At 61.9% G+C, this 18,808-nt stretch carries 22 protein-coding genes; 9 read left to right on the forward strand and 13 right to left on the reverse strand.

Features of this window, described 5'->3' with window-relative positions; translation table 11 throughout:
• Positions 1–4 precede the first annotated feature (4 nt).
• Together sdhD and sdhC are read right to left on the reverse strand one after the other, a co-directional pair.
• Positions 5–385 (reverse strand): succinate dehydrogenase, hydrophobic membrane anchor protein, encoded by a 381-nt coding sequence (gene sdhD, locus N2A41_RS20965; protein WP_260109623.1) that lies wholly within the window; start codon positions 383–385, stop codon positions 5–7.
• Between the two features lie 10 nt (positions 386–395).
• On the reverse strand, positions 396–791 hold the full coding sequence (sdhC, locus tag N2A41_RS20970) for a succinate dehydrogenase, cytochrome b556 subunit (protein WP_017966247.1): 396 nt from the start codon (positions 789–791) through the stop codon (positions 396–398).
• A gap of 315 nt (positions 792–1,106) precedes the next feature.
• Here sdhC and N2A41_RS20975 point away from each other — a divergent pair, with 315 nt between their 5' ends.
• Positions 1,107–1,598: a hypothetical protein gene (locus tag N2A41_RS20975; RefSeq protein ID WP_222384446.1), complete on the forward strand. Its 492-nt coding sequence runs from the start codon at positions 1,107–1,109 to the stop codon at positions 1,596–1,598.
• Positions 1,599–1,671: 73 nt separating this feature from the next.
• Here the strand turns inward: N2A41_RS20975 and N2A41_RS20980 are convergent, their stop codons facing one another.
• The 6 genes from N2A41_RS20980 to N2A41_RS21005 form a co-directional block, all read right to left on the reverse strand.
• Positions 1,672–2,025, reverse strand: coding sequence for a RidA family protein (locus N2A41_RS20980; protein ID WP_017966245.1), 354 nt, complete (start codon positions 2,023–2,025; stop codon positions 1,672–1,674).
• A gap of 182 nt (positions 2,026–2,207) precedes the next feature.
• Positions 2,208–3,077: a LysR family transcriptional regulator gene (locus tag N2A41_RS20985; protein WP_017966244.1), complete on the reverse strand. Its 870-nt coding sequence runs from the start codon at positions 3,075–3,077 to the stop codon at positions 2,208–2,210.
• Between the two features lie 132 nt (positions 3,078–3,209).
• Positions 3,210–4,274, reverse strand: a complete 1,065-nt coding sequence (locus tag N2A41_RS20990; protein WP_222384444.1) for an ABC transporter ATP-binding protein — start codon at positions 4,272–4,274, stop codon at positions 3,210–3,212.
• 10 nt (positions 4,275–4,284) lie between these two features.
• Complete coding sequence (locus N2A41_RS20995) at positions 4,285–5,124, reverse strand: ABC transporter permease (protein ID WP_170281868.1); 840 nt, start codon at positions 5,122–5,124, stop codon at positions 4,285–4,287.
• Positions 5,121–6,005, reverse strand: a complete 885-nt coding sequence (locus N2A41_RS21000) for an ABC transporter permease (protein WP_170281869.1) — start codon at positions 6,003–6,005, stop codon at positions 5,121–5,123. Before N2A41_RS21000 ends, N2A41_RS20995 begins: the two co-directional genes overlap by 4 nt.
• Positions 6,006–6,092: 87 nt before the next feature.
• Positions 6,093–7,169: an extracellular solute-binding protein gene (locus N2A41_RS21005; RefSeq protein ID WP_260109624.1), complete on the reverse strand. Its 1,077-nt coding sequence runs from the start codon at positions 7,167–7,169 to the stop codon at positions 6,093–6,095.
• 261 nt (positions 7,170–7,430) lie between these two features.
• Here N2A41_RS21005 and speB point away from each other — a divergent pair, with 261 nt between their 5' ends.
• The 5 genes from speB to N2A41_RS21030 all read left to right on the forward strand — a co-directional run bounded on the left by speB (position 7,431) and on the right by N2A41_RS21030 (position 11,944).
• Entirely contained in the window at positions 7,431–8,492 is a 1,062-nt protein-coding gene (gene speB, locus N2A41_RS21010) for an agmatinase (RefSeq protein ID WP_260109625.1), read from the forward strand.
• A gap of 83 nt (positions 8,493–8,575) precedes the next feature.
• On the forward strand, positions 8,576–9,373 hold the full coding sequence (locus tag N2A41_RS21015) for a transporter substrate-binding domain-containing protein (RefSeq protein WP_260109626.1): 798 nt from the start codon (positions 8,576–8,578) through the stop codon (positions 9,371–9,373).
• 145 nt (positions 9,374–9,518) lie between these two features.
• Positions 9,519–10,187, forward strand: a complete 669-nt coding sequence (locus N2A41_RS21020) for an amino acid ABC transporter permease (RefSeq protein ID WP_260109627.1) — start codon at positions 9,519–9,521, stop codon at positions 10,185–10,187.
• Entirely contained in the window at positions 10,184–10,831 is a 648-nt protein-coding gene (locus N2A41_RS21025) for an amino acid ABC transporter permease (RefSeq protein ID WP_260109628.1), read from the forward strand. Before N2A41_RS21020 ends, N2A41_RS21025 begins: the two co-directional genes overlap by 4 nt.
• A gap of 141 nt (positions 10,832–10,972) precedes the next feature.
• Positions 10,973–11,944, forward strand: coding sequence for an ornithine cyclodeaminase family protein (locus tag N2A41_RS21030; protein WP_260109629.1), 972 nt, complete (start codon positions 10,973–10,975; stop codon positions 11,942–11,944).
• Between the two features lie 53 nt (positions 11,945–11,997).
• Here the strand turns inward: N2A41_RS21030 and N2A41_RS21035 are convergent, their stop codons facing one another.
• From N2A41_RS21035 to tsaD, 5 genes are read right to left on the reverse strand one after another with little or no spacing between them, the layout of a single operon-like run.
• Positions 11,998–12,645, reverse strand: coding sequence for a class I SAM-dependent methyltransferase (locus N2A41_RS21035; protein WP_222279739.1), 648 nt, complete (start codon positions 12,643–12,645; stop codon positions 11,998–12,000).
• Entirely contained in the window at positions 12,642–13,073 is a 432-nt protein-coding gene (locus tag N2A41_RS21040) for an EVE domain-containing protein (protein WP_003543603.1), read from the reverse strand. Before N2A41_RS21040 ends, N2A41_RS21035 begins: the two co-directional genes overlap by 4 nt.
• Before the next feature lies 1 nt (position 13,074).
• Positions 13,075–13,368 carry a YciI-like protein gene (locus N2A41_RS21045; RefSeq protein WP_170278702.1) on the reverse strand — a complete coding sequence of 98 codons (294 nt, stop codon included), beginning with the start codon at positions 13,366–13,368 and terminating at the stop codon, positions 13,075–13,077.
• 9 nt (positions 13,369–13,377) lie between these two features.
• Positions 13,378–14,361: an NAD(P)H-dependent glycerol-3-phosphate dehydrogenase gene (locus tag N2A41_RS21050; protein ID WP_162116875.1), complete on the reverse strand. Its 984-nt coding sequence runs from the start codon at positions 14,359–14,361 to the stop codon at positions 13,378–13,380.
• Complete coding sequence (gene tsaD / locus N2A41_RS21055; protein WP_222384434.1) at positions 14,358–15,479, reverse strand: tRNA (adenosine(37)-N6)-threonylcarbamoyltransferase complex transferase subunit TsaD; 1,122 nt, start codon at positions 15,477–15,479, stop codon at positions 14,358–14,360. Before tsaD ends, N2A41_RS21050 begins: the two co-directional genes overlap by 4 nt.
• Before the next feature lie 72 nt (positions 15,480–15,551).
• On the opposite strand from tsaD, the gene hemC reads away from it, so the two are divergent.
• The 3 genes from hemC to N2A41_RS21070 all read left to right on the forward strand — a co-directional run bounded on the left by hemC (position 15,552) and on the right by N2A41_RS21070 (position 18,804).
• Positions 15,552–16,481 (forward strand): hydroxymethylbilane synthase, encoded by a 930-nt coding sequence (gene hemC / locus N2A41_RS21060; protein ID WP_260109630.1) that lies wholly within the window; start codon positions 15,552–15,554, stop codon positions 16,479–16,481.
• Between the two features lie 7 nt (positions 16,482–16,488).
• A complete protein-coding gene (locus tag N2A41_RS21065; protein WP_260109632.1) occupies positions 16,489–17,196 on the forward strand; it encodes a uroporphyrinogen-III synthase in 708 nt (235 codons plus the stop codon).
• A 339-nt stretch (positions 17,197–17,535) separates the two neighbouring features.
• Positions 17,536–18,804: a hypothetical protein gene (locus N2A41_RS21070; protein WP_260109633.1), complete on the forward strand. Its 1,269-nt coding sequence runs from the start codon at positions 17,536–17,538 to the stop codon at positions 18,802–18,804.
• The last annotated feature ends 4 nt before the right edge of the window (positions 18,805–18,808 follow it).

The following is an 18,808-nucleotide window of genomic DNA, read 5'->3' on the forward strand; positions in this document are numbered from 1 at the left end:
CAGCTTATCCTACGAATGCGATTTTCAGAATGGCGAAGAGACAGAGGCCGGCGATCACGATCGCAAAGAACGTGTTCAGCATCAGCAGAGCGATCTTGCCGAACTCGCCATGCACGTAGTCCTCGATGATGACCTGCATGCCGAGCTTCATATGGATGACGCCAGATATTACCATCAGGCCCATGACGACCGCGACAAACGGGTTCGACAGCGCGCGAACCACATCCGCATAGGGCGCGCCGGCATAGGCGATCATGAAGATGACGAAGAAGAGGATCAACGGAATATTGGAGACTGCGGTCAGCCGCTGACGCCAGAAATGGCCCGTGCCGTCCTTGGCGGAGCCGAGCCCGCGAACCTTGCCGAGGGGGGTGCGCATATCCATGAGAGGACCTTCAGAAGCGAATGAGGAAGCCGATCACCCAGACCAGCACGGTCAGACAGAGCGACCCGATGATGTTGGCGATGGCGAGCTTGGTCGAGAATTCTTTCTCGAGGCCGTAGCCGAGATCCCACATGAGATGGCGGAAGCCGCCGAGCATGTGGTGCAGCAGCGCCCAGGTGTAGCCGAGAAGTACGAGCTTGCCGAGAAGGCTGCCGAGCACCCAGTTGGCCCAGTCGTAGGAGCCCTGGCCGCTTGCCGCCGCTATCAGCCACCAGGCGACGAGCAGCGTGCCGACGTAGAGCGCGCTACCGGTGATGCGGTGAACGATGGACATGACCATGGTGGGGATAGGTTTGTAAATCTGCAGATGCGGCGATAGGGGCCGGTTATTTGTCACATTCGCCATCAGAACCTCGCGGCGGCTTCTCTGCGCTCCCGGATTTCGGAGCATGCTCAGTCAACCACACGAATGACAAAATTCTCTGTGTGCGTTGCATCAATTGCGACGTTTAATCACCGGGAACGCCGACGACAAGCACAATCGCTGTCTGCTTTTAATTTAATCGATTCGCGTTACCGGGAAGTTTGCAGGCTAAAGAAACTGGTCTTTTCCGCTCAAATTTTGTGCCGGTTGTCCGACCTGAATGGACAAGCTCCGGCTTTTGGCGCAATCTGGCGTTAACGATTTGTTAGGGATCGGAATTCCGGAGGCCGGCCACCCATGTTTCGCAGTCTGTCCGCAGTCGCCCTGCTTGCCCTGTCCGCGCTTGCTGCACTTCCCGCCGAAGCCGGTGACCGCCGCGACGATCATCGCTTTCGCGGCCACCGTCACGATTTCCACGGTGGATTACTCCTCGGCGAACGTATCGGCTGGCGCGATCGCGGCATCCGTTTCGATAACGCCTATCGATATCGGAACCGCAAAGAACGGATGCCGTTCCTGAAACAGTTTTCATCGCCGGCGACCAATCGCTTCGCCCGCAGCAATCTGATCGTCGTCGTGCCGCAGGCGCAGGGTGACGGCGGCGGCACCTATGCCGGCTCTTCTTACGTCTATCAGGTTGATGGCGGAACCTATGTCGGCGGCGACGGCTATGGCTTCTATCCCACAGCACGGCCTGAGCAACTGGCACCGAAGGCGAAAGTCATCGATATCGCGGTGCAGGACGATCCCTGCGCCTACGAGGCCAATGTCTGTGTCATCCGACCTTAGCGCATGATGCCAAAAGTGCGGGATTCCGCTCGGCTTCGCTGACAAGAGTATGAAGATGACGAGCGCAGGTGGCTCAAATTTGCCCGGCCCTACTCTTTCGCGACGCGGCTACGTCAATACGGATGGCGCACATCGGCGGCAGATTCTTGTCCTCGAACGTCGCCCGCCGTGGCGTTCCGCTATCCGGCATCCAAGCATCCCAAGCTCTGTTCATTTCCTCGAATGAGGCAAGGTCCCTGAGCCAGATGTTGACGAGAATGATCTCTGACTTGTCGGTGCCTTCGCGCAGCAGCATGTCATCGATGCGCTCCAGTATTTCGTTGGTCTGCGCTGTGACGCTTGCTCCCCTCGTCAGGTTTGCGACCTGGCCGGGCAGATAGGCGGCATCTGCGAGGAGAGTTTCGTCAACTTTGGCTTGCCCCATCATTCGCAGGCTTCCATGTATGCTTGAGATTGGGCCGTCGACCCTTCATGGATCACTGTGGGGCTTCGCTCGCCGTTCCGGTAGGAGGAATTAAATTGACCCGATATAATGGAAGCTGAACGCTCCCAGAAGGAGTTGGAGCAGGATATCGTCCGAAAACCGATCACACTTTTCGGCATCATGCTCTAGCTGGACAATATGGCCGTATGCCGCGAAATGAAGTCCACAAGATAGCGCGCGCCTTCGGCCGTCTCGGACTGAGCATACAGACCGATCTCGATGCGCACCGGACCGGGCAGGTCCGCCGATCGGTCAAGCGTCCGGCAGCCCTCCGGTTTCGTGTTGAGCATCATTGGCGCGATGCCGATACCGACGCGAACCGCGGTCGCCATGGCCACCAGCGTCGATGCAACGCACGCCGTCTTCCACTTGATGTTCCGCTGGGACAGGGCCGCAATCGTCGGAAGCGTCCAGGGACACTCCTCCTCGAACATGATGATGGGAAGCGGCTTTTCCGTATCCGCCACAAAGTCGGATCTGACCGTCCACATCAGATATTCGGTCCAGATCAGGGTCGGTTTTCGCGCGAGGCAGGTGATGTCGCAAACCACGAGATCGAGCTTCCTGTCTTCAAACAGGCTGGCGAGGCGACGATTCGGCTCGACGATGATGTCGATCTCGACCTTCGGGTTCTGGGCTCTGAAGGCACTAAGAATGTCGATCAGGTGGCCGGCTGCGAAGTCCTCGACGACGCCGAGGCGAATGCGGTCCTCGATCATCTTGCCTGTCAGTCTTTTCCCGACCTCGTCGCTGAGGGCGACCATTTCGCGGGCATAGGCCAGCATGATCTGCCCATGGCTCGTGAGTTCGAGGCCCTTTGACGAACGCGAAAACAGCGTAACGCCGACAAGCTCCTCCAGCTTGCGGATCTGCATGCTCACGGCCGCCTGCGTTCTGTTCAGCTTGACGGCTGCTCCATTGACGGTTCCGATTTCCGCGACGGTCAGAAATGCACGAAGCAGATAGGAATCAAGATCAAGCATCAGAAGCCGCATTCCATACTTTGTGGCGCTCGAGAGCCGAGGGCCTCTCTGCCCGTAAGTGGATATTGGACGAACCATGTCCTTCCGGCAACTGCCGACCCTTAGCCCGGGCGCAGTGCGAAGCTGCGCTCCATCAATGCCAGCTTATCGCGCAAAAAGAACGCATGCCTCGGGGGGAAAGGAAACGCTGATCTCCTGTCCGCGAGCGAAGGCTATGTCTGGACGGTTCGGGCAAGCCGAGACTATGCGGTCGCCAGTGGCGAGGTCCAGAACGACATGCCTGAAGGCACCGAGTGTCACGACGTCGGCAACGCGCCCGGGCATGGCTCCGGCAGCCGGAACACCGGACGATATCTCGATGCTTTCCGGCCTCACGCAAATCTCGGCGGCACCTGAAAGACTTCCCGTGGACGCGACCGGGAACTCCCAGCCGGATTCGGAGCGAAATTTGCCGGCCGTTCCGCCCGTGGCAGAGATCGAGCCATGAATCCAATTCGTCCGACCCATGAAATCCGCGACGAAACGCGAGTCTGGACGCCAATACACGTCATCCGGCTTGCCGGATTGCATGATTGTGCCACGGTTCATCACGAATATCCGCTCTCCCAGGCTCATCGCCTCCTCCTGGTAGTGGGTTACCACGATGGCGGTCGAGCCGACCGCGGCAAGCACATCCTTCAATTCAGTGCGCAGCTCATGGCGAAGTTTGGCGTCGAGGGCCGACAGCGGCTCATCCAGAAGAACGAGGCTTGGATGAGTGGCGAGCGCCCGCGCAAGCGCAACACGCTGCTGCTGACCGCCGCTCAACTGGTGCGGCCGCCGCTGTCCGAAACCGACGAGCCGGACGAGTTCAAGCATCTCGGCAATGCGGCGTGGTATTTGCCCCGGCGGATGGTTGCGATGGCGAAGTCCGTAGCCGATGTTCTGTTCGACGGTCATATGCGGGAAAAGAGCGTAGTGCTGGAACAGCAGCCCGACATTGCGCTCATAGGGTTTCAATCCGGCCATCGGCTCGCCGTCGATCAAGATCGAGCCTTTGTCGGGCCGCTCGAATCCGGCAATGAGCCGAAGAATAGTGGTCTTGCCGCAGCCGCTCGGCCCAAGCAGCGCGATTGTTTCACCTGGGTTCACCGAAAAGGAGATATTGCCAAGGGCGACAGTTCCGCCGAAGCGCTTGCTGACCCCTTGAAATTCCACGGCAGAATTCATCCTATTGTCCTCATGAACGAAACAAACCCTGACCGACGACGGTGTCGAAGCCGACGACGCGGTCCAGCACAACGATCAGCAACGCGGTGACGGCAATCAGGACCACGGCCGCCGCAGCGATCGTCAGATCGAAAGCCGCGCGCATGTTGCTGACCAGCGTAACAGGCAAGGTCGTTGCGGACGGATCGCTCAGGAAGAGACTGATCGATACGTCATCCATCGAAATTGCGAAGGCGAAGATCGCGCCGGTGACGACCCCCGTCCGCATCAGCGGCAGGGTAATGGTCCAGAAGGCCTGGCGCTCGGTGGCGCCGAGAACCATTGCGGCTTCCGTCAATCGTTGGTCGCTGCCGAGAAGGCTGGCGAGACTGGTCCTTATGCAATAGGGCAACGTCACGATCACGTGGCCGAGGAGCAGGCGCGCCATACCATTTGTGATACCGGCCTTGGAAAGGAAAAGCAGCAGGCCGAATCCAATCACGACGGGCGGGACGATGAGTGGCGAGAGGAAGGCCGAAGTCAGCGCTGCCTTTCCCGGAAAATTACCCCGGGCAAGACCGACAGCCGCCGCAGTTCCGATCGTGACGGACAGAACCGTCGTGAGTACCGCCAAGATGAAGCTGGTGCGCAGGCTGGCAAGGATATCCGCCTGGGAGACGAGCCGTTCGAACCAATGAAACGACAAGGCAGGTGGCGGCATCGGGCCAAGATAGGTCCTGGCGTCGAAAGCCATGACGCATGTTATCACCAACGGGATGGCGAGGAACGCCAATCCAAGGCCGATGACACCGTAGGCAAGGGAACCGGCGATCCGGTCTCCGGTTCTCGCTGCAAGAGACTGCATGCTCATCGGGAAACCCTCCGCGCCTGCGCAAACGTGATGACAGCGACGACCGCCAACGCCACGGCAAGCATGACGAGCGAGATCGCCGCGCCGCTCGGATAGTTGGCGATATCGCTGAACCGGGTGTAGATGACGTTCGACATGAAAAGCACCCGGCCCCTCCCGAGCACCATGGGAATGACGAAGGCGCTGATCGCGAAAGTCAGCGAGACAAGCGTGCTCGAGACCAGCGCCGGGACGCTCAGGGGAAGCGTGATCGACAGATGGGCTTTCCATCCCGGTGCGCCGAGCGACTGGGCTGCATCGAGCAGACGCGGATCGATCGATTGCATCGCGCCGATCAACGTCAGCGTTGCGACCGGTATGATCGAGTGAACCAGACCCGCAATAACGACGATATTGATATATTCGCGGCTGTTGGGCGAAAGGCCCAGTGTCAAGAGGAAGGGTCGGAGGATGCCGACCGACCCGAAGGTCAGTTCGATCGCGTACGTCTTGATCAGGACGCTGGAAAGAACGAGCGTAATCAAAAAGCCGAGGGTGAGCGTGCGCATCCGCGGCGAAATGCGCCGCACGATGAAATAGGCCAGCGGGAATGCCACAAGCTGGCCGATGATCGCGGCAACTCCACCGATCCAGAAGGTCGTCAGCAGAACGCTTGCAAACGCCTGGTTTGCAAGCTCGTAATAGTTCTGAACCGTTGCCGCGGCATTTTCCACGGAGCCGACGCGCCCCGGCGTAAACTCCTTCAAGCTTTCGATTGCCAGATTGATGAGCGGTGACAGAAAACCGAATGCGAACACCAGCAGGGCTGGCCCGAGCGTCAGGGCCGCATCGCCGCGATCCGGAATTGAAATGGCAACGGGTTGCCGCCTTACCTTGGTCATGATGAAACAGCCTTTTCCTCGCCCTTGCGGCCATGAGAAAGGGAGGTTGTCGAAGCCCGCGCCTACAACAACCTGCCGCGAGGTGTCTTAGAGCAACGGGGCGATATCTTGCTCCCAGCGCTTGGACCAGGCATCCTGCTGTTCGAGGACGACATTGTAGTCCGGCACATAGACGAAGCTCGAAAACTCGTCCGACGTGAAGGCGAGATGCTTGAGGTTGTCGGGCGTGACTGCCTTGCTGTTCAACGGCGCCTCGCCAGCCACCTTGGCGTAGAGCGAGTTCATGTCCGGGCTGATCGCGAAGTTGACGAAATCGAGCGTCGCCTTGGTGTTCGGTCTGTTCTTCAGGACGCCGAACCCGCTCTGGTAGAGGAAGGCTTTGAAGTTGCTGTCCTTGGTGAAACGCGTAACCGGGAAGTTTTTCGCCACCGCCGCCCAGCCGGGCTCGGCGAAGAAGCCGACGGAGGTCTCGCCAGACGTCAGCGAATTGGTGAAATCGATATCGGTGACGGCGACGCGGCCGATATTGCCGGATTTCGCCAATTCCTTCATGAGCTTCCACCCGGGTTCCATATTCGTTTCACTGCCGCCGGCGTGAAGGGCGAGCGCAACAATCTGGAGCATCATGCTCTGTGTCGGGCCCGGCCAGCAGATCGCGCCCTTGAGATCGGGGCTCAGCAGATCATCGATGGTCTTCACGGCGATCGGAGCCGTATCGGTTCGGGCGCCGAAATACATGCCGCCAACTGCGCGCGGGACCGCTTTGATATTGCCCTTGGCGTCACGAATGATGATTTTCTCGGGAATATTCGCGAGGTTGGGAACATCGGCAGGATTGATGGTCTCGAGCCAATCCTCCTTCACCATGCTGTTGAACGAGCCTTCCCAGCCGGCGACGTAGTCATAGTCGACATTCGGCCAGACGGCCTTGATCTTTGGCAGGATCGCGCCCGCGCCGCCCTGGTGAAGAACCCAGTTGAATGTCGCGGCATTCTGGTCGGCGGCAATCTGCTTCATCGCTTCGACGACATCACCGCCCCATTCGACGGCGGTGAGATTGCCGCTGCCGGCTGCGGCGGATCTCGCAAACCCGGTCATCGTGCCGGCAATCCCCGCGGCTGCGGCGGATCCGAGGAAGCGGCGGCGTGTCATATCGTGCAACATGGTAGGTTCCCTTTGTTGTCGGCCCTCTGCCGGACCGTTCGCATCGGAGACTGCTTGGAGGTTGCCAGCCGCGGTAGTGGGAAAATTCTCGCAGGGTTATAAAGTTTTCTGAACGCGCCGATGGCCGCGCTACCCGCATCGCGGAGCCTCGGCGGATCCAAGCTATCAATAATCGTTATATCCCCTCTCGAATTTTCGCGGTTCCAAGAGAAACGGGCGGCGCCGATGATGATGGCAGCATCAATACCGTGGGAGCCTGCCTTGACCATTGACCGGGATTTTCTGGAAGACTTGAGAAAGCGCTTCGGCAGCGCTGCAGGCGGAGAGATGAAAGATCCGCACTTCCGCGCGGTGGCGGCGAGCGTATTCAAGGACGGCGACAGCCGCAAATGGCCCTTCGCCGATCCTGCCACCTTTCTGGATGCCCTTTTCATCGAGAACGGCTTGCGGCCCGAGGTGCTTGAGGCGCTTGACGTGGCTTTGATCGGCGTGCCGATGGACCTCGGCGTCACCAATCGCGCCGGCGCACGGCTGGGGCCGCGGGCCGTCCGGGCGATCGAGCGTATCGGTCCCTACGAACATGTTCTGCGTGTCGCGCCGATGGGAGGGCTAAAGGTCGCCGATGTCGGCGACGTGCCGATGCGCAGCCGGTTCGGTCTGGCCGAATGCCATGCCGACATCGAGGCCTGCTACCGGATGATCGCGGCAACCGGGGTCATCCCGCTGTCGGTCGGCGGCGACCATTCGATCTCCGGTGCCATCCTCAAGGGCCTGGCGGCCAGCCAGCCGGTCGGCATGATCCACATCGACGCTCATTGCGACACCGCCGGTCCCTATGAGGGCTCCAAGTTCCATCACGGCGCGCCCTTCCGCGAGGCGGTTTTGGCCGGCGTTCTCGATCCGAAGCGTACGATCCAGATCGGCATCCGCGGCGGCGGCGAATATCTCTGGGAGTTCTCCTTTGCCTCCGGCATGACCGTCATCCACGCCGAAGAGGTAGCGGAGATGGGCCTCAAGGCGGTGATCGCAAAGGCTCTGGAGGTTGTCGGCGCCGGTCCGACCTATCTCAGTTTCGACGTGGACAGCCTCGATCCGGCCTTCGCTCCGGGAACCGGCACGCCAGAAGTCGGCGGGCTTCAGCCGAGGGAGGCTCTGACCCTGCTGCGCGGCATCAAGGGCATCAACCTCGTCGGCGGCGACGTCGTCGAAATCGCACCGCAATACGACAACACCACCAACACCGCGCAGATCGCCGCGCAGGTCCTGTTCGAACTCCTGTGCCTCGCGATGTTCAGTCCCGCGGTCAGGACCAAGGTGACCTGAGAACCAGCTCCAACCGGCAGCGCGCCTCATGCCCGCTGCCATCCATCACCTGTCGCACAACACGTCTCAAAAAGGGGAACGACATGACTGCTCTTATGAAATTGCGCTACACCGCCACTGCGGCAATTGCCGTGTTCGGCATCCTGGCGGGGGCCGCTCAGGCCGACGAACTTGCCGATATCAAAGCCGCAGGCGAGATCAACATCGGCATCTTCTCCGATTTCCCGCCCTTCTCTTCGGCAAGCGCCGATATGAGCATCAAGGGCTATGACGTCGAGGTCGCCCAGAAGATCGCCGACGGGCTCGGCGTGAAACTCAATCTCGTCAGCGTTACTGGCCAGAACAGGATCGCCTACCTGAACGACGACCGCGTCGACCTGCTGATGAGCGTCGGCTATTCGAAGGAGCGCGCTGAGGTTATCGATTATGCCGCCCCGTACGCCCCTTACTATATTGCCGTCATCGGTCCGGCTGCGCTGAAGGTGAGCGGCAAGGAAGACCTCGCCGACAAGTCAATTGCCGTCAATCGTGGGACGCTCGAAGACACGTCGCTGACGGCTGTCGCCCCCGGCTCGGCTGCGATCCAGCGTTTCGAGAACTACAATTCGGTCATCCAGGCCTTCATATCCGGCCAGACCCAGTTGATGGTCGTTGGCAACGATGTCGGCGCGCAGGTTCTGGCACGACAGGAAGCCCTGAAGCCGGAGCAGAAGTTCCAGCTCCTCAGTTCCCCCTCGCACATCGCGCTCCGCAAGGGCGAGGAAGGCCTGAAGAAGGCTGTCAATGACAGCGTCGCCGCAATGATCGCCGACGGTTCGCTCGACGCAGGCTCGAAGAGCTGGCTGAAAGCGCCGCTCAACCCTGAGAACCTGAAGGACTAACGGGCACGGCCTCCCACTCACCAGAGCATGATGCCGAAAACCGCAAGCGATTGCGGTGGCATCATGCTCCAATGCTTTGCTTGAGAGGCGGACCCAGATTTCCGGGGCGGCCCGGCCCAGATCATCCGGCTCCAAAGGACATGCGATGAGATACAGCCTCGATTTCAATTGGCTTTGGGACGGGATGGCAGCTCTGGCTTATGGCGCAGGCACGACGCTTGCCCTGACGGCCTCCACATCGGTCCTTGGTATCGTTCTCAGCATTCTCGGCGCGGCCGCGCGCCGGGGACCTTATCCGTGGTTGCGCAAGGTCGTCGGCCTCTATGTGGAAATCATGCGCAATACGCCGTTCCTGGTGCAGCTGTTCTTCATCTTCTTTGGCTTGCCCAGCCTCGGCATTCGCCTCGATCCGGTCACTGCCGCCGTGCTTGCCATGACCCTCAACATGGCAGCCTACACGATCGAGGTGGTCGGGGCCGGGCTCGATGCCATACCGAGAGGCCAGAAGGAGGCGGCGCAGGCACTCGGCCTGAGGCCCCGGCTGGTGTTCTTCAAGATCATCCTGCCGCAAGCGGTCGCCATCATTTTTCCGGCACTGACGAGCCAGATCATCGTCATGATGATGGAATCGGCGGTGGTTTCGCAAATATCCGTCCGCGAGCTGGCGCAGGAGGCCGATCTGCTTCAGTCGCGCACCTTCCGCTCCTTTGAGACCTATCTGGTGGCGACGTTGATCTACCTTTCGATGTCCGCCGCACTTCGCCGGCTCCTCGTCGCCGGGAAACGCCGTTTTCTGGGAGCCGGTCTGGCATGATTGAGTTCACCTTCTGGGACATTCTGCGCAATCTTGTCTTCGCGGCACGCTGGACCCTTATGCTTTCGCTCGCAGCCTTTGCCGGCGGCGCCATCTTTGGCCTGGCGATCCTGTCTGCACGGATATCGAAAACACGCTGGCCGCGCAGCTTCGCGTCCGGCTACATTGCCCTGTTTCAGGGAACGCCGCTCCTCATGCAGCTCTTTCTGATGTTCTTCGGCCTGCCGATGCTCGGTTTCCGGATCGAGTCATGGACCGCCGCCGTCTGCGGCCTGACGTTCTATGCCAGCGCTTATCTTGCGGAAATCTGGCGGAGCGGCGTCGAGGCGGTGCCGCGCGGGCAATGGGACGCCGCAGCCAGCCTGGGCTTGCATCGTCTCCTCGAACTTCGCCTCGTCATCCTGCCACAGGCTTTCCGCATCACCCGCGCGCCGACCGTCGGGTTCTTGGTCCAGTTGATCAAGAGCACCGCACTGGCCTCGATCCTCGGCTTCGACGAGCTGCTGAAAACCGCAAACGCCATCAATAACGCGACCTTCGAACCTTTCAAGGTCTACGGTCTCGTCGCGGTGATCTTCTTCGCCCTGTGCTATCCGCTGACGCAATACGCCAGAATTCTGGAGAAGAAAGCGGCGTTTGGCTGAGTGGTGTTCAGTGCTTTGCATTCCCCAAAAGGCCGATGCCGGTTGAAAAGCCGGTACGCCGCGCAGCGGCGACGCGGCTCTCGTCCAATCACACAGAACTCGCCTTATCCCGCCGTTAGAACTTCCTGAGAGATCGCTTCAATGACCGACACACAAATCCGTATTCTCGATGCCCGCACAACGGGCGAGCTTCTGCCTTTCGGCGCGCTGGTCGCGACCTTGCGGCAAGCATTTGCCGAAGGCTGTGTCGCGCCGGTACGGCATCACCACACGATAGCCAACAGCGGTGAGCCGGATGCGACGCTGCTTCTGATGCCGGCCTGGCATGAAACGCACCGGTCAGAGCGCTACCTTGGCATCAAGATCGTCACCGTCTTTCCCGGCAACACGCTGCTCGGCATTCCCGGTTTGACCTCGACTTACATGCTCTACGATGGCCGGACCGGGATGCAGCTTGCGCTCCTTGACGGAAACACCATCACCACGCGCCGCACGGTAGCGGCATCGACGCTTGCCGCGGACTATCTTGCCCGAAAGGACGCCCGTCGCCTGCTGGTAATCGGCGCTGGCCGCGTCGCGAGCCTCATACCTGATGCCTATCGCACTGTCCGGCCGATCGCGCATGTCGATATCTGGGATATCGATCCCGCCGGTGCGGAGCGGCTGGCGCAGAGCCTCCGGCAACAGGGGCTCCAGGCCACTGCCGTCACGGATCTGGAAGCCGCTGCGCGGCAAGCCGATATCGTCAGCGCGGCGACGCTGGCGACCGCACCGCTTATCCGCGGCGAATGGCTGCGGCCGGGCACCCATGTCGACCTGATCGGCGGCTTCACCCCGGCAATGCGCGAGGCCGATGACGAGGCGCTTCGGCGCTCCTCGGTCTATAGCGACACGCACGAAGCCCTTCACGAAGCGGGCGATCTGGTCCAGCCGATCAGGGCCGGCGTCATTGCTGCAGATGCGGTGCGTGCGACACTTGACGAACTGTGCCGCCGGAATGTTCCAGCGCGGATGTCAAACGATGAGATCACGCTCTACAAGGCCGTCGGAACGGCATTGGCTGATCTTGCCGCCGCGACGATGGTGTATGAGGCCGCCTTGATCACCGGCTGACGTCTTTTGGTCCGGGCGATCGCGAATGATCGAATCCTGAATGTCGATCGGACTTAGGGAGTGAACCGCCACACTGTCGTCTTCTTGATTTCGCTGTCCTCCAGCGCCCGCGTTACCGGCACCTCATAAACCGCGCAGAATTCCAACCGATCCCGCGGCAGGTAACTGCGTCCGGGGTCACCGACCAGCACCCGCTTGCCGTCGGCTGCCAGCTTCGCGAACCAGGGAACGAGCGCATCGGCGAAAGCGCGATCGTAGAAGACGTCGCCGGCAAGTACGATATCCGCATCGACCGCCCGCCCGATCAGATCGGCGCCGGTAAATCCGAGCGAGACGCGATTGGCCTCGGCATTCAGCCGGACTGCCGTCTCCGCCCAGGGATCGATATCGCCAGCCATGACCTCCCGGGCACCGGCCATCACAGCCGCAATGCCGACAAGGCCGGAACCGCTGGCGAAATCGAGCACGCGCTTGCCGCGCACGGTCTCGGGATGATCGAGGATGTAGCGCGCCAGCCCCTGGCCGCCCGCCCAGGCAAAAGCCCAGAAGGGCGGCGGCAGGCCGATCGCCTCCAGTTCCCCCTCCGTCTTCAGCCAGAGCTCATGCGCCTCGCTTGCCATATAGAGCGAAATCTCCGGCACATGCGGCGGCGGCATCAGGCTGGTATTGGCGCGGATGAAAGCTTGCGGATCGGTCTTCAACGCGGCGGATTGTCCAGTCCGCCCATCCGGCAGACTTCGAGATATTCTTCCTCGGTGACCGGCTGCACCGAAAGCCGCATCGAGGTGACGAGCGCCATCTTGGCGAGCTTCTCGCTCGCCTTGACGTCCTTCAACGTCACCGGCTTCGGCACGTCCATGACGGCGCGGATATCGACGCAATCCCACTTCGGATCGCCCTTGGCGGAAGAATCGGGATGCGACAGGGCGCAGACTTCGACGATGCCGACGATCTCCAGCCCGTCATTGGAATGATAGAAGAAGCCTTTGTCGCCGATCTGCATCGCCCGCATATTGTTGCGCGCCAGATAGTTGCGGACGCCGGTCCATTCCGTGCCCTTTTCGCCGGCAGCCTTCTGCTGCTCCCAGGACCAGGAGGCGGGTTCGGATTTATAGAGCCAGTGCGCCATGTCACGCCTCCGGTTTGTTGAAGACCCAGTTGTAGGCCTTGACGTCGACGCTTTCGAATAGTCCGGCTTTGGCGTAAGGGTCGGCATCGGCAAGCGCACGCGCCGCCTCTTTCGATTCCGCTTCGACGACGATCAGGCTGCCGCAGGGTTTGCCGTCGTCATCGAGAAACGGGCCGGCGATCTTCAGCGTGCCCTCGGCATTCAGCTTGTTCAGATGCTCGATATGCGTCGGGCGCGTATCCATGCGCACGTTCAGGTGTCCCGGTTTGTCCTTGCAGAGAAGGGCGAAAAGCATGTCTGTCTCCTATTCGGTGGTGATCGGACGCGTCATCAGCTGCTCTATCGCCTCTGATATATCGAGCTTGCCGTCGATGATGGCGGAAACGGCATCGGTGATCGGCATGCTGACCTTCAATTCCGCCGCAAGCCGCGAGGCAACGGAGGCAGCAAACGCGCCTTCCACCAGCGCGCCATGCAGCGGATCGGTCTTTTCGCCGCGCCCGAGTGCGATGCCGAAGCGCAGGTTTCGCGATTGATGGCTCGTCGCCGTCAGCACCAGATCGCCGAGGCCGGAAAGCCCGCGCACCGTGTCCGCCTGCCCGCCCTTGGCGACGACGAAACGCGACATTTCCGCAAGCCCGCGCGCAATCAGCGCCGCACGCGCGGAATCGCCGATGCCGCGGCCTTCGACAATGCCGCAGGCGATCGCCAGCACATTCTTCAGCGCGCCGCCAAGCTGCACGCCGATCCGGTCGTTGGAAGCGTAGAGCCGGAAGGTCCGGCCCGATATGGCCTGAGCGAGGCGCTCCGCGGTCTCCATGTCGGCTGCCGCAATCGCCATCGCCGTCGGCAGGCCCTTGGCGATATCGGCAGCAAAACCCGGGCCCGAGAGCACGGCGACGGAATGGTCCGGCAGTTCCCGTTCCAGCATGTCGGTCAGAAGATTGCCCGTCGCTCGTTCGATGCCCTTGGCGCAGGTGACGACTACGGCATCCTTGGCAAGGTAGGGGCCGTATTGCCGCGCCGCATCGGCCTGCGCCTGCGACGGCATCGCAAAAAGCACGATGGAGGCACCAGTGATTGCATCCGCCTCGGCGGAAAATTCCAGCGTATCGGGCAGGAGAATGCCGGGCAGCGCCGCATCATGCAGCCGTTCGGCCTTCAGATCGGCAATCAGTGACGGATCGCGCCCGACGAGTGTCACGGCGCTGCGGCCGGCAAGGGCGATGACGGCCGCAAGCGCCGTGCCGAAAGCCCCCGATCCGACGACGGCGATGGTTTCGCTCATGCCTTGGCCCCTCGTTTTCCGAAACCGATCAGCGTTTCCGCATTGGAATCGAGCGGCCAGCGCGAGCGCGGCTGGACGTCGAGCGTATCCGGCGCGGCGCCGGTCGCCATCCGCTCCAGCCCCGCCCAGGCGATCATCACGGCATTGTCGGTACAGAGGTGCAGCGGCGGTGCAATGAAGCGGAAACCATTCTTGTCGCACAGCGCCTGCAGCGTGCCGCGCAGTTCGAGATTGGCGGCGACACCGCCGGCAACGACCAGCGCCGGCTTTTCGCCAGTCGCTGGGCCAGTCGCTCGCAATGTCGCGGGAAATTCCGTCTTGAACCGCTGCAGACCACGGCCGATGCGGTCTTTCAGCGTCCGCGAAACCGCCTTCTGGAACGAGGCGCAAATGTCAGCCACGTCCTGATCGCTGAGCGGCGCGATATCCTGCGCCGCCTGCCGCACCGCCGTCTTCAGGCCGGAGAAGGAAAAATCGAGCCTTGCCTCGCCGACCAGCGGCCGCGGAAAGTCGAAGCGACCGGGATTGCCGTCCCGCGCCATCCGCTCCACCGCCGGGCCGCCGGGATAGGGCAGGCCGAGCAGCTTTGCCGTCTTGTCGAAGGCTTCGCCAAGCGCATCGTCGATCGTCGTGCCCCAGCGCTCATACTGCCCGACGCCCCGCACCAGGATCAGCTGGGTATGGCCGCCGGAGACGAGCAGCATCAGATAGGGAAAGGAAAGCCCGTCCGTCAGCCGCGCCGTCAGCGCATGGCCTTCGAGATGGTTGATCGCATAGAGCGGCTTGCCGGCGGCTCTGGCGATCGCCTTGCCGGTCATCAACCCCACCAGCAGCCCGCCGATCAGCCCCGGCCCCGACGTGGCGGCGATGGCGTCGACATCGTTGAGCGACACATTGGCGCGCTTCAGCGCCTCCTCGATCAGCTCGTCCAGCGCTTCGACATGGGCGCGGGCGGCGATCTCAGGCACCACGCCGCCATAGGCGCTATGCTCGTCGAGTTGGGAAAGCACGACATCCGACAGCACGTTGGAATGCCCCTCCGCATCGCGCTCGACGACCGCCGCGGCGGTCTCGTCGCAGCTCGTTTCGATGCCAAGGATGCGCAGAAAGGGAACCATAAGGCCTGTTCGTTGATTGCGATGGGATGGAAACCCGTTTACGAGAACTCCGGTAACAACGGAATAGAGCCGATGCAAACAAAACCTTTCCGGATCGGCACGCGCGGCAGCCCGCTGGCGCTTGCCCAGGCGCATGAGGCCCGCGACAGGCTGATGGCGGCGCATCATTTGCCCGAGGACATGTTCGAGATCGTCGTTCTCTCGACCAAGGGCGACCGCATCACCGACCGGTCGTTGGCCGAGATCGGCGGCAAGGGCCTGTTCACCGAAGAGCTCGAACAGAAGCTTGCCGCCGGCGAGCTCGATTTCGCCGTGCATTCCACCAAGGACATGGCGACGAAGCTGCCCGAAGGGCTTTATCTCTCCGCCTACCTGCCGCGTGAAGATATCCGCGACGCCGTCATCGGCCGCACCGCGCGCAAACTGATCGATCTGCCGCATGGCGCCACCGTCGGCTCTTCCTCGCTCCGCCGCCAGGCGCTGATCCGTCGCATGCGGCCGGATATCAATGTCGTCACCTTCCGCGGCCTTGTCGAAACGCGCCTGCGCAAGCTCGAGGAGGGCGAGGTGGATGCGACCCTGCTGGCGCTTGCCGGCCTGAAACGCCTCGGCAAGGTCGATGTGCTGACCGATATCCTCGATCCCGACACCTTCCCGCCAGCGCCGGCGCAGGGAGCGATCTGCATCGAAAGCCGCATCGGCGATTCCAGGATCGACGATCTGCTGGCGCCGGTCAACGATATCGCGACCTTCGACACCGTCTCCTGCGAACGCGCCTTCCTCGCCGCCCTCGACGGCTCCTGCCGCACGCCGATCGGCGGTTATGCTGTCTGCGAAGGCGACCTGATCCGGTTCTCCGGCCTCATCATCACTCCCGACGGCCGCAGCCAGCATGCGGTGACGACCGACGGCCACCGCCGCGATGCGGCAGCGCTCGGCACCCGCGCCGGCCAGGACGTGCGCGCAAGAGCCGGCAGCGCCTTTTTCGACGATTGGCACTGAAGCGGCCATGCGTGTGCTCGTCACCCGCCCCGCGCACTCGGCGACTAGAACCGCACAACGATTACGCGATTTGGGCCACGAGCCCTTGCTGCTGCCGCTGCGTCAGCCGCTGCACGACAGCGTCGCAGCAGCAGCCGCGCTCGCGATCACCAGTGGCGCAATCGCAGTGACGAGCGCCGAAGCCATCAGGGTCCTCTCCGCACTCGGCGAAAAACTTCGTCCGCATCTCGCCCGCCCGCTTTTTGCGGTCGGCGAAACGACGGCGGAAGAGGCGCGCAGCCTCGGCTTCCGATCCGTCGCTTCATCCCAGGGCAACGGCCGCGATCTCGCCGATCTCGTCGTGGCGGAGAATCCGGGCACGCTGCTCTACCTCGCTGGCACCCCGCGCGCCGAGACTTTTGAAGGAAGATTGCGCGAACTCGGCATCCATTTTTCCGTCGCTGAATGCTACCGTATGCAACCGGCCGTCCCCGATCCCACCGAGATCGGCGCTATCTTCGCTAGCGGCTACCCGGAAGCCATTCTCTTCTATTCCCGCCAGACGGCAGAGGATTTCTTTCGCATGCCGGAACTCCTATCAGCCGGGCCGAAACACAGTGGAATCCGCCTTCTCTGTCTCAGCGAAGCGGTGGCACAAGCCATCCCGACGGCTCTGAAAGAGAGCGTCGAGATTTCGCCGATGCCGGAAGAGAAAAGCCTTTTGTCGCTGCTTTGAAGGCTTTAGAGCCTTTCCTGGTCAGCTTGAAGCATTCTGCCGGAGCAGGTTTTCGTCAGGGCAGAGGCGATTGGCGAAGGGCATACCTTTTGGTACGTCCGAGCCGATCGCCTCTGATCCTGGCGGAAAGATGCCCGGCCCTTCGGGTTGGCTGAAACGGGCCGGCTGATCGACCGGCCGGCTTGGCCGTAGAGCCGGGCTACGACGCGCGCCGGCCGGTCGATCATCCGACTCCGTTTGAGCCAACAGAATGCTGCAATCTGACCAGGAAAGGCTCTAACCACCCAAATTTGATCTAACCTCTTCCCTTACCTGGCATCACTGTCTAGTTTCGTTGCAATGCAGGATAAAGAGGACCTCATGGTATCGGGAAACCCGCCACGCCATTCGAAGAGCGCCGACGAGCCGGTCACGATCGACCTCGATTCACAGGAATTCGCCTCTGCAGCCGATACCGAAAAACCGGTGGACGATGAAACTCGCGAGGCCGACAGCACCGCCGCCGCGGATGAGGGCCTGCCGCCCGAAACCGAGACTGCGTCGCATGCCGAAGATGAAGAGAAGCCTGTGATGGATGCGCCGGAGGAACCGGCAGTTCCAGAACTTTCCTTCACCTCTCCTCCCGAACAGCCTGCGCCGAAGAGCGCCAGCACCTCCGGCCTCATTGCCGCAGGCATCGTTGGCGGCCTCGTGGCGCTGCTTGGCGCCGGCGCCATCCAGTATGCGGGTTACCTCCCTGGCTCCTCCACGCCGCAGACGACATCGCCGGAGACGGCCGATCTTGCCGGCCAGATCGACGGCCTGAAACAGACCGTCGCCAATCTTGCCGCCAATCCGGCGAGCGCGGACAACGGCGAGCTTGCGAAACGCGTTGCTGCGCTGGAAGCGACTGCCAAGGCCCCCGCAGCCGGTGCGCCGGCCGATGCTGCCAATGTCGAGGCACTCAACCAGAAGATTGCGGAACTGACCGGTCAGGTCGACCAGCTGCGCTCAACGCTTGCCCAGTCATCCGAGCAGCAGACGACGAACGGCGCCGATATCACCAAGCGCCTGGAAGAGGCCGAAAAGAAGCTGAACGAGCCGCGCGAGGATGTCGCCGTTGCCCGGGCGATCGCGGCTGCCGCCCTGAAGGCGGCGATTGATCGCGGTGGCCCGTTCCTGGCCGAACTCGACACCTTCGCCGGCGTCGCACCCGACGATCCAGCCGTCGCCGACCTTAGAACCTTTGCCGAGACCGGCATTCCCTCACGCACCGAGCTGGTGCGCGAGGTTCCCGATGTCGCCACCGCGATCGTTGAAGCCGTCAACCAGCCGGACCCGAACCAGAGCTGGTCGGATCGGCTGATGTCGAGCGCCAAGTCGCTGGTGAGCGTCCGCCCCGTCGGCAACATCGAGGGCGAAAGCGTCGAAGCCATTGCCGCCCGCATGGAGGAGAAGGTGAAGAGCGGCGACCTGCCAGGCGCCTCCGCCGAATGGAACAGCCTGCCCGCTTCCGGCAAGCAGGCGTCCGCCGCCTTCAAGCAATCGCTCGAAGCGCGCATCCGCGTCGAGGAACTGGTTGGCGGGGCGCTGTCGAAAGCGGTTTCCGGCACCGGCAAGGAAGGATAAGACC

It is taken from the genome of Rhizobium sp. SRDI969, assembly GCF_025152725.1.
Classification (GTDB): Bacteria; Pseudomonadota; Alphaproteobacteria; order Rhizobiales; family Rhizobiaceae; genus Rhizobium; species Rhizobium leguminosarum_I.